Below are 14,225 nucleotides of genomic sequence, written 5' to 3' on the forward strand. Positions count from 1 at the left end.
TTACCTCCTTCAAGCTAGTACTTTGGATTGATTCGAAACCATCCAGGCTTGAAAACAATCTTTTAGTCCGCCCTTAATGGAATATTCCAGTTTTTCTTGTTCAGTTAATTTCAAATGAATATCTTTTAACACGTTTACATCCCCAGTCATCGCATATTTCATTGCGCGATATTGTATGGCAGTAAACCCTTTTACAAGCTTCTCTATTTCGTCGCACCACTCTTCAAACCATTCCTCTGTGTAGCCGTTAGCCTCCCAGAAGAATGCGAAGGCATGTTCATAAGCATATTTTCTGATTGCCAAGACTGGTATTTGCTTAAGGGCATCCGAAAGTTCTGTTCTTCTATGCTTTTCAGTGCCTTTTGAAAATAAGTCTACAATTTGGCGGATTGCTTCTGACATAGGATTTTCATTTTCTTTCATACATGTTTGAAAATAAGCCTCTATGGTTTCAGGGCTAGTTGGATTAATATTCTCCGCGTCAAAATAATATCCGCCCTTTACTGCAGGAACCATAATAGCATCTATTATTTTTTGTTTAGACAATCTTCCTTCCCATCTAAAATCGGGATCAAACATAAACCATTCATCTCGAACCTCTGTTTCCTCTAACATGACATAATGTGGGAATGGACTTTGATGAAACTTATTTTCCCGTTCAGGAAGCATGGAAAGGTCAAGCATCACCATAATGGAGCGGTAACTTGGCTTATTTTTCATCAATTCAAGCAACGTCACCACATTATCAGATTTTGGTTTTGACTCGTCATACCATCGGTGAATTTTTATACCATAAAGCATTTCATACCAAGTTTTAAAAAAGTCGTGATTAATATTTTCTGAATGGTAGCTTAAAGTACCATCCTTTGTAACATCAAAATCAGCATCCCATACTCCAAAGTAAAAGGGGCGATGGTCCACGCCTTCCGTTTTTTTAATTACTTCACATACACAACTTACAAAACAATGAACTTTAATCATACTTGCCCCTCCTTTTCTTTGGATTTTTCAGAACTCAATTTTTCCAATAAATTCAATAATGATTCAACGGTATGGAAGTCTTTAGGCACAAGCATGTCATCTGGGATGCTTAAACCCAAATCCAATTCTACATGTAAAATAAGCTGTAATATCATAATGGAATCCATGTAGAGATCTTCATTCAATCTTGCGCTCTCCTTAAAAGATTTCCATGTTGGTATAGTTAATTTATCTTTTAAAATATCATAAACAGCATCATACAGCTCTTCTCTGCTTAAACACTCTTTCATCCCATCATCTCTCCTACTAGCTTTCTGCTTATCTTTCCATTTGGCAGTGTTGGAATTTTTTCAACCTGAATAAATTCAACAGGAACTTGATGTGGGGCCAATTGTTTCACGCACCAATTCCTTAACTGGGACTCTTCGACAAATGTTGAAGCCACAAACTGAACACATACTCTCTCCCCTGCATATGCGTCTGGTTTTTTATAAGCAACCACTTCTTGGATGTTCGGTTCCTTCAGAATTATTTCTTCTACCTCGTGTGGATACACATTGAGTCCCGCTACATTAATCATGTCATCCATTCTTCCAAAGAGGCATAGAGAACCTGCTTCATTAAAATAACCTATATCATTCGTATGGATAGATTTCGAACTTCCATGCAGTATCACCTCTTGGGGTTGGTCCATATCTTTTCCAGCTCTAACTGTAAAATGTCCCAGCGGAAATCCCATTTCACTTGGACTCTGTACATCAGGGTTGATGGTAATGCACCCAGCTTCTGAACACCCGTATTGTTGTAAAACTCGATTAGATTTTCTTTTCAGATCTTCAAGACATACAGCAGACATCAACATCCCAGATGTCATGACATATTGAAAGGAAAAATCTTGAGGTGAGAGCTTGGTTAAGGTATGTAAAAATGCCGGCGAAGCATATAAAATATGGTTTGGCGTTTCCATTAGTTTCTTTAAAACATATTTAGGGTTGAGGTTACTAAGAATGATAGGAGTTATATCTCGCTCTAAAGATGTAAGCACCCCACTTATAAAGCCGTATGAATGGGAGATAGGGCAAGCAATCATTGGTACAGTTTCTTTATCCACTGGCAAACGCTCATTATAGTTTTCTATCTCTTCCTGAATGTCTTCCCATGGACGTTCTAAGCATTTTGGTTCACCAGTTGTGCCGGAGCTCATTTGGACTAGTACACCTTGCTTTTCTTCCCTGTCATTAATCATTAAAATAGGAGCTTGGAAAGTATCGTACATCAGAATATGACTAGAGCTTTTGTGAGCAATTCGTATTGCTGCATCTCTTGGTGTAGCAGCATGAATAGGTACAACAGATCCGCCCTTTTCTCTTAAATATAAACAAAGTGCCAATCCCTCAAAGACATTTTTTGTACACACTGCGATTCTTTTTTTTCTGCAATCACGAAGCACATACATTTGATCAAAGTGTTCAAATTGTTTTCTTAAATCATTCTTTGAAAAATACTTGTCGTTGATAAAAAACATCTATTATAACTTCCCTTCATTAAATAAACTGTTGTATACAGGATGACGATATTCTCTTTTATCCATTCCAACTTTTCTAGTAAAAAGAGACTCTGTGAAAATTTCTTTATTGTCTGCTCCAAGTTGTTTACTTCTTTCCTGTAACGGAGGGTTATGTAGCAAATGAGTTTGTATGGCATTTCGAACTTCTTTCCAGAAATCCTTTTCAGCAAATCCCATGTGTTGACTCAGCAGGAAGGATAGTTCACTTAAATGAAATACAAATAACGTATCCATAATCAGTTCCCTTAACCCTTCTACCGAGGACATCCAATAATATTCATCATTAGGTGCATGTTCGTAGCTTGGATGCAGTTCTGCGAAATTTGGCGCTAATTCAGGCTGTTTCAAGAAATCATCCACATATTCCAAGCTTTCATGGAAATCCCGCAAAATAACTCTTTTAGGCCAGCCTTCTTCATGAACAAGAATCATATTTTGAGCATGAGCTTCTAAAGCCACACCCTCTGATACAAGCAGGTGCCATACTGGGACAACGGTTACTTTAACAAATTGCTCCACCCACTTCTTCCTACCGTAATGCTCTACCCAAGGCAAAATATATGGTTTTCCGTCTTCTTCTAGTAAAGACATCGCATTCATAGGTACCGCGCTTTCCAAATTCATTAGAGATCTAGTAGGACTAATCCTCCAGATAGCTGCTATGTGACCAGAAAGGTTCGGTAATTCCTCCATTGCCACCATACCGGCATATTCTTGCGAGATAGCAAGATTCTCATTAAGATAGCTATCAGCTTCTATCAAATTCGCTAACCAGGTGGAGAGCTTGGGAGCGGTGCAAACGGAATGAGGTTCTATAAGTCTTAATGATGAAGTGTTCACCATGTTTAACGGCAATTTAATATGTGCCTTTTCAGGATGGGTCTCATTAAACAATGTTCTAACAGATTGCGTTGCGCGATAAAAGTCACCCGCAAGTCCAAGTGGGATAAGATCATCAGATCTGAGAAATTGTACTTCTTGCTGAATCTTGTTCTTCCATTGCCAAGGATGAACAGGAAACAGCATGTAGTTTTTGATGGTACCTCCCGCCAAATTCAGACGTTCAAGGAGTAATGAATAAGTTTTTTCACCTATTTCATCTCGCAAGAAAACTTCTTCAGAGCATGGAAGGGCGATTCTTACATAGTCCCGTTTAATAGCCACCCACCATAACTGAAAGGAGTGACGCGCCTCTGGACCATATAATGCATGATCGTATGTACTAAAACCAGTTCTTGCCTTAAAACAAGGATGGTAGAGGTGCCCTTCCACGATCGCTGACTCCATATTTTCATAGGAAAGTCCACGCCTGCATGGTTGCCCTAGATTTTTCTCATTCCAATCTCCAAGCAGAATGGTTTGGTGTAATTCTTCTATCAAGTTATCTAGTATTTTCTGATCATTTGATAGCTGCGAGACAATCCTCTTTATTGGTTCAGATACTTGATGACCATGTAAGTCTGTTATTTCAATAGAACAATCATACAGTCGAATTCTTCCAAATGAAGATTGTACTGCTTCTGAGTGAACACGAAAACTGTTACCCAATATAGTGATAAGAGTTTTAGAATCTTGCTTAATCAGTTCATAAGGCAGCAATTTTTCAAAAATGATCGCCTCTAACAGCTGTTTGATTACCCTTTTTTCCGTTTTAGACGCTACTAGCTGTGGCATAGTGTTTCTCCTTTTTTTCAATAGAAAGCATCAAGTAAAATGGATTAGGAATGGAAGAATAGACAGCTTGTTCCATATCAGTCAAAAGTTCATCTACGTCATGAAAACGTGTCAAAAGATTTGCTTTGCAAGGAAGTACCTTATTGTTCAATATAAAATCAACAAATCTTTTTCCTTCTCCGGACAAACTTTGTTTAAGATTTTTTAATTCTATTATCATCCATTGAACTAATTTTTCCTCCGTAATCAAGCCATCCTCTCCCATTCTGTAGATGATAGAAAAGACATGGTTAATAAAAAGATAATAGGTAAAACGATGCTGGATCATTTCTTCGTCGAAGAATAGTTCGGGTGCATTCTTCAAGTTAACCACCAAATTCTGAAGCTTTTCTTTCTTTGAATTTGATAAATAATAGCCTTGATTGTCCCTAAAGAAATAATGAGTAGGAAACCCCTTTGATACATCCACCAAACTGTTTTGCTGGTGTGCCTCTAATGCCAATCCGAATTCATCATACAATGAAATCATTGGTTCAACCGAGCATTGCCAATATTTTTGAAACCATTGAAAACTCGCTTCTTCGGTGTTTAATTGATACGTGCGAGCGATGTTACGAACCAATCTACCCATTAATGATTCTTCTCCCGGAAGTGGGTCTTGAACCAATGCTGCAATGGAATGAACCCCTTTCCCTTCCCCTTCTTTAAATGGATTCGATCGCAGAATAATTTCAAAACCATTTTCTTTTTTTCCAGGGATGTTAAGAGAAAAGGAAATCGGATCGTTTAATACACGGAAACATTCGTTTCTTTGTAAAAAGTCTATCTTGTCGAACAATTCCGCCATAACTACTCCCGCTTTGAGTTCATGTACTTTGTTTACTCTCAAGGAATTTGTCACTTTTACAGGGATGGAAAACTTGTACATCCAGTTGGTATCTTTGTTGTAAACCGTTCTTATGGAAGACGTGGCACTAAACGTATCTCCCATTGGACCTATATAATTTAGTAATTTGTCTTTCATTGCTTTTTGTACATAGTCCTGTTGCAGAAGCCACTGAGACTGTAAAGGGTGCATGGGGTAAAGGTATTTCCCTTCTTTAGTTTTCTTTAGAAGCTCATCCTTGATTAATGAAGAATTTTCACCAGCATAGATCCTTTCTTTCACTATCGATTGGTCTACTTCAAAAAAATGTAACTGAAAGGAACCTTTTAGTTCGGGAGCATATAAATCATGTTGCCAAGTAGCCATCCCTTGTCTACTTTTTGGAGTTGGATGCAACCAATGACCAAATAAAAGCGATTGCTCAGATTCTAAAAAACGGTAGTCTTCTACTCTCTTATCATTATTTTTAAAATATGATTTTTCCATATATGTACAAATGGTATGGTAGCTATCGATCAACCGTAATATAAGTTCATCATAATGAGATGTCATCTCATGGCAATTATTGTTTTTAGCTTGCAAGTTTAGTTCTTGAATGCATGAAATCATGCAGTTTAAAGGTTCTTCTTCCTTCCATACTGATTCTTTATCGTCGAAATGGTAGACTCTTCCTAGTTTATGCTTACCTACTAATGAGCGATAATTTACTTCGACAAGTAATCTTTTTTGTTGTAAAGGAAGTACTAGTTCTAATACTTCTTCACCATTAAATATGTAGGGTAGTTTAAACAGCTTAAGTAAATCGTTTTTCTTTACCCAATTCTCATCTCCAACCTCACGAATATAACAATTCATAAAGGCTTCGTAGGAGGCTTTTTCTGCAACTTTTTTAGCTGAATGCATAATGCCACCCTTTCTAATTTTTTCCTTAATAATTGATAACTATTATCATTTATAACTAAAAAGAAAAGAATTTCTTAAAGAAATTCATTTTCAATGATAACGATTATCAATATGAGTTTCCATGCACAAATTTCACTTTTAACATAGACAAATCTTATATATTCTTTAAATCATGAACTTTTTTTATGTATAGAGAGGGTGATATCCCTTCCCTCTTTTTAAACAGGCGACTAAAATAAAACTCGTCTTGAATACCTATATGAAGCGCCACATCTTTAATGTTCATTTCTTTATTTTGAAAGATAAGTTCTTTAGCTTTTTTTATTTTTTTATCAAGAACAAACTCTTTTGGTGGAACACCTGTTTTCTTTTTAAAAGCTCTTGCAAAAGAAACCGGAGTCATTCTAGCCTTATCAGCAAGCTCTTGTACAGTGAAATGTTGATGAGTGTTACAGTCAATATAGCTAATAGTATGATCAATATCATCTAAAGGTTGAGGTTTTGTCATGCGACCGATTAATTCCCAAAGTTTTACTTGAAACTGGCACCGGTCCACAAAGGACTTACTTTTTTGTAGAACCAATAATTGATCTAATATGGGACATATTACACAAGGATCTGAAGAGGTAAAATTTATCTCTTCTTGTTTAGTATCATTCATTTGAATAACATATATTTTTAAGTATTTGTTTGAAGGAGTTAAAATGGAATTATTTTTCAACCAATACGCATTCCCTTCATCTAGAGTTTGTACATGAGACAAATGATTGATCTTAACAGATGCTGAATTTGCCGCTACATAAATAATGGAAGGAGGTGCTTTAAGCTCTTCTCCTTCCTCTAAAATGTGATGAATAATACTGTTCATACGTTTACCCCTCATTAACATTCTCTGTTTTTTTTCAATTATATATGATAATGATTATCAGTTGCAATAGACGGTTTTTTTTTAGTACTTTGGTTCTAGAACCTGGTTCATAGATTTTTTTTTTCAACTAAACGATCTAAAACTAGTAATAAAGTAGTTGCAACCAATTCTGTATAAATCGGCACATTGATTCCTTTTAACCATTCATCAGTCAAACACATTGGGATCCAAATGAAAAGAAAAGTTATTACAAATCGTGAGACAGTAACGATCCACTTCTTTCTTAATTTAGGTAAAACTCTTATCAGGATAGACATGCTGGCTATTTCAAAAATTAAGGTTAATGGAAGCAACAAAACGATAAAATAAATCAAGGAACCTTTTGTTTCATATTGGACACTGAATAGTTGAAAAAGACCCGCAAAACCAAACAAAAATGCTCCCCCCACCATAAGCAGAGCAACTGTAAAAAGAAGTGTCACAAATAAGGCTAATATAAGTTTATCTGAACCACTCAAGTTTGGATCATGATCATGTCCCATGAAAGAATCGCCCCTTTTTATCCTATTAATAGGTGTTATTCTTTTATAGGGATTTTCATTCCAATAAAAAAAGCAATAAGTCAATAGACCCATTGCTTCTCTTGAGTTGAAACTCAATATTCAATCTTCCTTGTGTCCAAAATTAATGTTTTTGCCATAGAATATTTCATCCATTTCATTTGTAAGCTTGTTTGTAATATCATATCGCTCTTCATCTGACAGTTTGTCTTTAGAGTATCCGAACAAATAATTGTTTAAATCAAACTCTTTAAGACGACATTTTGTGTGAAAAATGTTTTCTTGATAGATATTTACATCAATCATATCATAAAGACTTTTCACATCATTTGGTATGTAGTTTTGAATCGAATTGATATCATGGTCAATAAACAGCTTGTTCCCATTAATATCTCTTGTAAAGCCGCGAACTCGGTAATCCATGGTCATAATATCTGTTTCAAAAGAGTGGATGAGATAGTTTAAAGCTTTCAACGGTGAAATCTCTCCACAAGTAGATACATCAATATCCGCCCTAAATGTGCTAATTCCTTCCACTGGATGATATTCGGGGTAGGTATGTACTGTGATATGGCTTTTATCAAGCTGGCATACCACCGAATCTGGAAGAGGTCCTGGAGACTCTTCATATGACTCTGTTGGGACTTCCACTACAGGTCCTTCAGAAACGAGTACCGTTACACTTGCTCCTTGTGGAACATAATCTTGTTTTGCGACATTCAACACATGTGCACCAATTAAGTCGGCGACGTTCTTTAAAATCTTTGTTAATCGATCGGCATTATATTGTTCGTCAATATAATCAATATAAGATTCTCTTTCCTCTTTTGTCTTGGTATAACAAATATCATACATATTAAAACTCAGGGATTTTGTTAGGTTATTAAACTCATGCAGCGTAATTCTTTTTTCCGAAGACAAATCAACATTCCCCCTTTAATTATTTTCTACAGTTATAGTACCCCTTCTGCAATGGAAAAAAACAAATCAGCCAGATAAGAATTCGCTTATCACTTTTTTCTGTTCGCTATAAACCGATTGCCCTAGTTGAATCAGCTCTTCCATATAGGTTACATCATCGAATGGTACTTCCTCTCCCAGTTCTTTATTAAGACGGATGTAATTGCTCCCTAATAGATGCCTGCATTGATAGGACACAGATTCAGAGGATAATTGTAAAGCAAGATCTAATAATTTTGGCGTTACTTTCATAGAAGGGAATTGAAAGGGCAGCCACTGTTTTACCCCCCAATATTTATCCTTTTGAATGGTAAAGTCGATTTTTTGAAGTCCAGTCCCGATAGAAAGAATTTCAATGTCTTTCATTTTCAGTTTAAAATATTCCAATCCTTCTGTAATACAAACCAGAGACGGATTGTTTGCCCACAGACCTCCATCAATGGAAAGATAGTCGTTGCCAATATTGTTTGGAGGGAAATAAACTGGTGCAGAACAAGAGGAAAGCACTGCATCCCATAAGTGAATGGTCAAATCCTTTGCTGCTTTGTTTCCATAATTGGATCGATGCACAAAAGGCCGACCATGTGTTAAATCAACAGCAGGTATTAACAATGGACTTGTTATATCCTTTAATTTTCTATTCCCAAACGCTTGCATGATAAACTGTCTAAGCTGACGGTCACTATAGATGCTTTTAAAAAGGCCTACCTTTGCTTGACGAGTAAATATTTGTTTTCCGTATTTTTTATATCCTGATAATACTTCTTTCATTGGCTTTTTGATGGCAACGGAAGAGGCGATAATAGAACCAGTACTTGTTCCCGCAACAAGGTCTATCAGATCAGCTATTGGTTGATTGAAGTCTTTCTCCATCTCCTGAAGAATAGAAACGGCAAATACTCCCCGAATCCCTCCCCCATCTAAACACAACATTTTCATTTCCTTATCTCCCGTACTCATTTCTTTTTAGGCTTTCCTACAACCAAGAAAAAACTCCTAAGAAATGGAGGAATTTGTTCCTTTCTTAAGAGTTCTTCCTTGTAAAGTTGTTTGTTAGAGTATCTGCATATTTCCTTAAATGCCCAATATTAGAAATATCATGTTCAAAAAGTGGCGTTTTAATTATTTCTTGCTTATGAAAAATTTCATGAATCTGCTGTATATATGGTCTTTCATTATCTCTGCGATTTTTCATAAAGACACCATCTGCATGATCTGGGATGACCTTATTAACAAAAACAGTGGAAACGTCCATGTTTTGCTTTTCTAACATATCTATCGCTTTTTTTGTTTCTAGTATAGGAAGCCGTTCGGCATTAAGGACAAATGCATAACCCGTCTTCTTCTGATCAAGGAGAATATCCCGTACTTTTACAAACTTTTGCTTTCTAGACTGTAATTTTTCAAATATGGGGTCTTCCACCGGCTCTCCATCGTTTAATAACTGGCTATAGTTTTGCTGAACCTTTTTTCTCTTTTCCAACAAGCCGCTTATCCAGACATTCATCAATTCAGGTAATGTTAAAAGCCGAATGGTGTGGCCGGTTGGAGCAGTGTCAAATATGATATGGTCGAAAGAAGTGTATTCTTCCAGCACTAAGGAAGTAATTTTATCAAATAGTGCCGCTTCATCAGCCCCTGGCGATGCGCTTGCTAGATCAATTTGCCTATGTACCTCTTCCACCATGGTTGCCTTTACTAATCCCTTTAGATTAGATTTTACCTCCTCAATGTATCGCTTTGATTCAGATTGAGGGTTAATTTCCAAGAGATGCAGGTATGTGTCGATCGACAATTGCTTATCTTTCGGCTTTACATGAAAGATGTCTCCAATATTGTGGGCTGGATCCGTTGATACTAATAAAACCTTTTTGCCTTCTTCCGATAATAGGTGTGCAATAGCAGAAGCTGTGGTCGATTTTCCAACTCCCCCTTTGCCACCAATAAACATAATTTTGCAGTTAAAAAGCTTGCTCATTCTTCTACCTCCTAACAACAGCGTATTCCATTTAGTGGTGATTTCTCCATCCCCATTCGCAGGTGCCAATCATGAAACCTCTCAATGACAAATGGATATAGCTCCAACGTATAGTAAAATGCAGGATTAGGGAGACCGAGCATTTCGGAAAAACATAATAAAGTAAACAAATCCTCTTCTTCCCTCAACTCTCTTGCAATCTCAGTTCGGTGGGGCTGTTGAAGGATTTCATCATAAATAGTGATAACTTTCTTTAATTTTTCCAGAATATCCATTATTAAAGAAACCCCTTTCTTTTTATGTTAGAAGAGGATGAACAACAAGCCTCATCCTCTCACTAAATGTTACATGGACGGATCTATTGGAGGAGACTTGTCCGTTTGAAAGAATACTCTGAATGCCTCTAAAATAATCCAAAATGCAAACACGAAAATAATTCCACCTAAAATAAAAAGTAACATGTTCGCATCTGTTTCTCCGAGTCCTGACCATTGAAAGACGACTTGTACAAACATAGCATAGAGAGTCATAGTGAATATGAAAATCATCGGTACAAAAGTATAGAAGAAGTTTCTACCCTGCTTCTTTAACCAAACTGATATTAGCAGTAAACTCACTCCTGCCAAAAGCTGATTACTTGTGCCAAACAGCGGCCAGAGTAAGTAACCTCCTGAACCAAATCCATTCGGACCTTTTGGAATCAATACTAATGCAGCACTCGACACCACGGCAACAGAAGTTGCGACATGCATATTTGTTAGAGGTTTAAAGTTATATTCACTACCGATCTCTGAAATGATGTATCTCATCAGACGTAAGGACGTATCCAAGCTAGTTGCAGCAAAACTCACAACAATCACGGTTACAATGGTTCTTGCAATATCCGCAGGAATGGCAATACCTGTAGCTAGTTGGGCTGCCCCGTTAATAAAATTGGACATTCCCCCTAGGCTTGCTGCACCAAAGTCGGCGTAAGCTGCCCTAAAATCACCAGCATTTGCAAACAAAGTCGCAACCGCAATAATGGAGATCAAAGCAAGAATCCCTTCTCCTACCGATCCCAAATAACCAACAAAACGTGCGTCTGTTTCTTTGTCCAGTTGTTTAGAAGTAGTACCCGAAGCAACTAGTCCATGGAATCCAGAAATGGCCCCACAGGCAATGGTGATAAATAACAATGGGAACCAAGAAACATCACTTACTTCATTTGTCATCGGGGCAGTAAGTTTTGGTCTGAGTACTAATAAGCCCGCGTAAAGCATGAATAAGCCAACAACTAATTGATGAGAATTGATATAGTCACGTGGCTGCAGTAATTTCCATACAGGTAAAGTTGATGCAAAATAACAATAAATTAATAGAATCATGATCCATATGAAAAATGACATGGACATTCCATCTAATCCGAAAATTACCGTGTTATCGGCACCGCCAAAATAACGGACCAAGTCAATCTGGAGGAACTGAACCTTGCTTGTCAAAACTGCTGAACCATACATGACAGCAAGTGCAATTAAAGAGGGAACCAACATGTTTGCCTTTCTTTTGTAAACTGCATAACCAATCCAAATCGCAATCGGGATCTCAATAAAGATGGGAATTACTGCAGCTGGGAACTTTATGAACAAGTTTGAGATAACCCAAGCAAACACGGCATTTACCATGAGAACTAAGATTAAAATGATAAATAAAAAGAGCATTTTTGCCCGTTTTCCGATTAATCGGTCTGTTAGAGTGCCAATAGACTGTCCTTTATTTCGGACAGAAAGCACAAGTGTACCGAAATCATGAACACCAGCTGCAAAAACAGTACCAAGAATAACCCACAGGAAAGCAGGTCCCCATCCCCAATAAAGTGCGATTGCCGGACCTAAAATAGGTGAAGCCCCCGCCACTGAAGAAAAGTGATGTCCCCAAAGGACCACCTTCTTTGTTGGTACAAAATCCACCCCATCATTATACTTATGGGCAGGTGTTACATATTCAGGATCCAGGCGATAAATTTTTTCTGCGATGAATTTGGAATAATAACGATAACCTAGTGCAAATACAACAAAACCGATGATTGCCAGCCAAACTGAATTCACCCTAATTCCTCCCTCTTTCTATGTATACAAGAAAAGATTACTAATGAGTGAAAGCGTTGTCAATATAGATTTCTGAAAATTCGTACTAAATACACGTTCCTTCTATTATCTGGTCATAAACTAGGGCAAAAGTAGCATGTTGTTCAATATGAACTCAATGTCGAAAGCACTAAAGAAGCACCTCACGTTGAGATCAGTGAGGTGCTTTATTACCTTTCCAGGATAACATCCAGCAGATAGGACAAAGAGAGGTGATTGGCTGTAATGTTTACAAGATGCTTTTTTGAAAATAGCATTCCGCTTACAGTCCAGGTACCAGTTCGAATCCATTCAATTTTTCTAAAAGACGGTGAGTTAGGAAATTTCGGAAACATGTAAGGGCTGCAAACCCTTCCCAATCCAATAATTTGCTCTTTATTATTCTTAACAAAAACATAATCGTCCTCTTCCATTTCATGACAAAATTGATACAAAGCAGAAGTCTCTAAATAAGGTACTTTTTTTGCTCGATAAATCTGCCTGTAACTATTCCATATTTCTTTTCGAGAGGCATAGTTCTTTATATTCCCTAGCTTTCCATGATTAAAAGTAAGCATTCCTTCTTGGAAAAAAGAACCGGTATCAACTTCAGTTTGCATAGAGTATATCCAATACTTTCTTTTTTCCTTCTCGATATATCCTTCTTTATTATCACTTTCACTATATTCACTTTCAGAGTGTGTATCATAAACATATTGCAAAAAACAGTTAATCTCATAATATATCGGCAATTCTGTCTTCCTACCTACAATAGTTAAATACTTATTTAATAAGTAACTTTCGTTGATTAATTTTTGATAATGGTAAATTTTAGAGCCAATGGTATATGTATTCTTCAAAGAAGATGCTTCTTTAAACAATCTTTCTATCGCGATTATCTCTTTATTGGTAAAACTGCAAAAGAAGTTTGGGAAAAGATAATGAATTAACTCACCTATCTCTTTATGACCAAAACCAATTAATTTTCGTACAGGGTCTTTGTAAAAGCTGTCTAATCGTTTATCAATACTTTCATCACCAAAAAGAAGATCGATAAAATATTGTCTATAGCGTTCAATCGGTGCTTTTTGTTCAGTAAAGAAGCTATCCACCGGCAGAGTCGGTTGAAAAGAAGATTGCTCTCTAAATTCTTGGAAATCTTCCCAGTTCATTATCGATATATATTCTTCTTTTCTAAAAGCATGGAAGAACTGATATTTTGATTTTTGGTTTTCTATGTCTTTTATCCAAACCTCTGCAACTCTACTGTACAAAAACAAATATATATCCAAATAATCATATTTCACCAAACCCTCAACGGATCCTGGTACTTTCCAATATGAATTTAATAATTCATCCTCTTCTTTTTGGAGTGGCAGAACCTTTATGTCCTCTATTTTAAATATATCCAGATTTTTTAAACCCCAAAGCTTACTTACAAATTTTAATGGCAATGGTTCTCCTTGCTCTATTACATCTAATGTTATGGTAATTTGACTGTACATGGTAATTGAATTTACTTTGCAAATGCAAATAAAATCAGAATGATCACAATAGAATACTTTGTCCCCTTGCTTCATTTCATTTATCAGTATTTGTTCATACATATCTAAAAGATAAGTAATGGTGTTTGAATGCAGATTCTTTGACTCACCACGTAGAATCCAAGTAGACACGATGAACACACCTCTCCTTCAGTTGCTCCTTTGTATACTGTATTACTGTTTTTATAAAACATTCAAA

At 36.5% G+C, this 14,225-nt stretch carries 13 protein-coding genes; all 13 read right to left on the reverse strand.

Annotated features, from left to right (window positions below; all coding sequences use genetic code 11):
* Positions 1-9: 9 nt before the first annotated feature.
* The 13 genes from AAV98_RS01070 to AAV98_RS01130 all read right to left on the reverse strand — a co-directional run bounded on the left by AAV98_RS01070 (position 10) and on the right by AAV98_RS01130 (position 14,158).
* Positions 10-981: a DUF6005 family protein gene (locus AAV98_RS01070; RefSeq protein ID WP_060663701.1), complete on the reverse strand. Its 972-nt coding sequence runs from the start codon at positions 979-981 to the stop codon at positions 10-12.
* Entirely contained in the window at positions 978-1,271 is a 294-nt protein-coding gene (gene asbD / locus AAV98_RS01075; protein WP_060663702.1) for a petrobactin biosynthesis protein AsbD, read from the reverse strand. Before asbD ends, AAV98_RS01070 begins: the two co-directional genes overlap by 4 nt.
* The gene (locus AAV98_RS01080) at positions 1,268-2,506 is read right to left on the reverse strand and encodes an AMP-binding protein (protein ID WP_060663703.1); all 1,239 of its coding nucleotides are present in this window, start codon (positions 2,504-2,506) and stop codon (positions 1,268-1,270) included. Before AAV98_RS01080 ends, asbD begins: the two co-directional genes overlap by 4 nt.
* 3 nt (positions 2,507-2,509) lie before the next feature.
* Positions 2,510-4,222, reverse strand: a complete 1,713-nt coding sequence (locus AAV98_RS01085; RefSeq protein WP_060663704.1) for an IucA/IucC family protein — start codon at positions 4,220-4,222, stop codon at positions 2,510-2,512.
* A complete protein-coding gene (locus tag AAV98_RS01090) occupies positions 4,200-6,011 on the reverse strand; it encodes an IucA/IucC family protein (protein ID WP_231687668.1) in 1,812 nt (603 codons plus the stop codon). Before AAV98_RS01090 ends, AAV98_RS01085 begins: the two co-directional genes overlap by 23 nt.
* 154 nt (positions 6,012-6,165) lie before the next feature.
* A complete protein-coding gene (locus AAV98_RS01095) occupies positions 6,166-6,879 on the reverse strand; it encodes a helix-turn-helix domain-containing protein (protein WP_082380712.1) in 714 nt (237 codons plus the stop codon).
* A gap of 107 nt (positions 6,880-6,986) precedes the next feature.
* Entirely contained in the window at positions 6,987-7,421 is a 435-nt protein-coding gene (locus AAV98_RS01100; RefSeq protein ID WP_060663706.1) for a YrvL family regulatory protein, read from the reverse strand.
* A 120-nt stretch (positions 7,422-7,541) separates the two neighbouring features.
* Positions 7,542-8,360: an adenosylmethionine decarboxylase gene (speD, locus tag AAV98_RS01105; RefSeq protein WP_060663707.1), complete on the reverse strand. Its 819-nt coding sequence runs from the start codon at positions 8,358-8,360 to the stop codon at positions 7,542-7,544.
* Positions 8,361-8,426: 66 nt separating this feature from the next.
* Positions 8,427-9,338, reverse strand: coding sequence for a CBASS cGAMP-activated phospholipase (locus tag AAV98_RS01110; protein WP_060663708.1), 912 nt, complete (start codon positions 9,336-9,338; stop codon positions 8,427-8,429).
* A gap of 85 nt (positions 9,339-9,423) precedes the next feature.
* The gene (locus AAV98_RS01115) at positions 9,424-10,377 is read right to left on the reverse strand and encodes an ArsA family ATPase (RefSeq protein WP_060663709.1); all 954 of its coding nucleotides are present in this window, start codon (positions 10,375-10,377) and stop codon (positions 9,424-9,426) included.
* 11 nt (positions 10,378-10,388) lie between these two features.
* The gene (locus AAV98_RS01120) at positions 10,389-10,652 is read right to left on the reverse strand and encodes a cory-CC-star protein (RefSeq protein WP_060663710.1); all 264 of its coding nucleotides are present in this window, start codon (positions 10,650-10,652) and stop codon (positions 10,389-10,391) included.
* Between the two features lie 69 nt (positions 10,653-10,721).
* Complete coding sequence (locus AAV98_RS01125; protein WP_060663711.1) at positions 10,722-12,464, reverse strand: carbon starvation CstA family protein; 1,743 nt, start codon at positions 12,462-12,464, stop codon at positions 10,722-10,724.
* A 209-nt stretch (positions 12,465-12,673) separates the two neighbouring features.
* On the reverse strand, positions 12,674-14,158 hold the full coding sequence (locus tag AAV98_RS01130) for a hypothetical protein (RefSeq protein ID WP_060663712.1): 1,485 nt from the start codon (positions 14,156-14,158) through the stop codon (positions 12,674-12,676).
* Between the last annotated feature and the right edge of the window lie 67 nt (positions 14,159-14,225).

Origin of the sequence: Bacillus sp. CHD6a (assembly GCF_001293645.1) — a bacterium.
Taxonomy (GTDB): Bacteria; Bacillota; Bacilli; order Bacillales; family Bacillaceae_I; genus Sutcliffiella_A.

Coding starts and splice junctions, on each gene's coding strand:
- AAV98_RS01070 (WP_060663701.1), bottom strand. CDS start 981: ATGATTAAAGTTCATTGTTTTGTAAGTTGTGTATGTGAAGTAATTAAA.
- AAV98_RS01085 (WP_060663704.1), bottom strand. CDS start 4,222: ATGCCACAGCTAGTAGCGTCTAAAACGGAAAAAAGGGTAATCAAACAG.
- AAV98_RS01110 (WP_060663708.1), bottom strand. CDS start 9,338: ATGAAAATGTTGTGTTTAGATGGGGGAGGGATTCGGGGAGTATTTGCC.
- AAV98_RS01080 (WP_060663703.1), bottom strand. CDS start 2,506: ATGTTTTTTATCAACGACAAGTATTTTTCAAAGAATGATTTAAGAAAA.
- AAV98_RS01100 (WP_060663706.1), bottom strand. CDS start 7,421: ATGGGACATGATCATGATCCAAACTTGAGTGGTTCAGATAAACTTATA.
- AAV98_RS01090 (WP_231687668.1), bottom strand. CDS start 6,011: ATGCATTCAGCTAAAAAAGTTGCAGAAAAAGCCTCCTACGAAGCCTTT.
- asbD (WP_060663702.1), bottom strand. CDS start 1,271: ATGAAAGAGTGTTTAAGCAGAGAAGAGCTGTATGATGCTGTTTATGAT.
- AAV98_RS01120 (WP_060663710.1), bottom strand. CDS start 10,652: ATGGATATTCTGGAAAAATTAAAGAAAGTTATCACTATTTATGATGAA.
- AAV98_RS01095 (WP_082380712.1), bottom strand. CDS start 6,879: ATGAACAGTATTATTCATCACATTTTAGAGGAAGGAGAAGAGCTTAAA.
- AAV98_RS01115 (WP_060663709.1), bottom strand. CDS start 10,377: ATGAGCAAGCTTTTTAACTGCAAAATTATGTTTATTGGTGGCAAAGGG.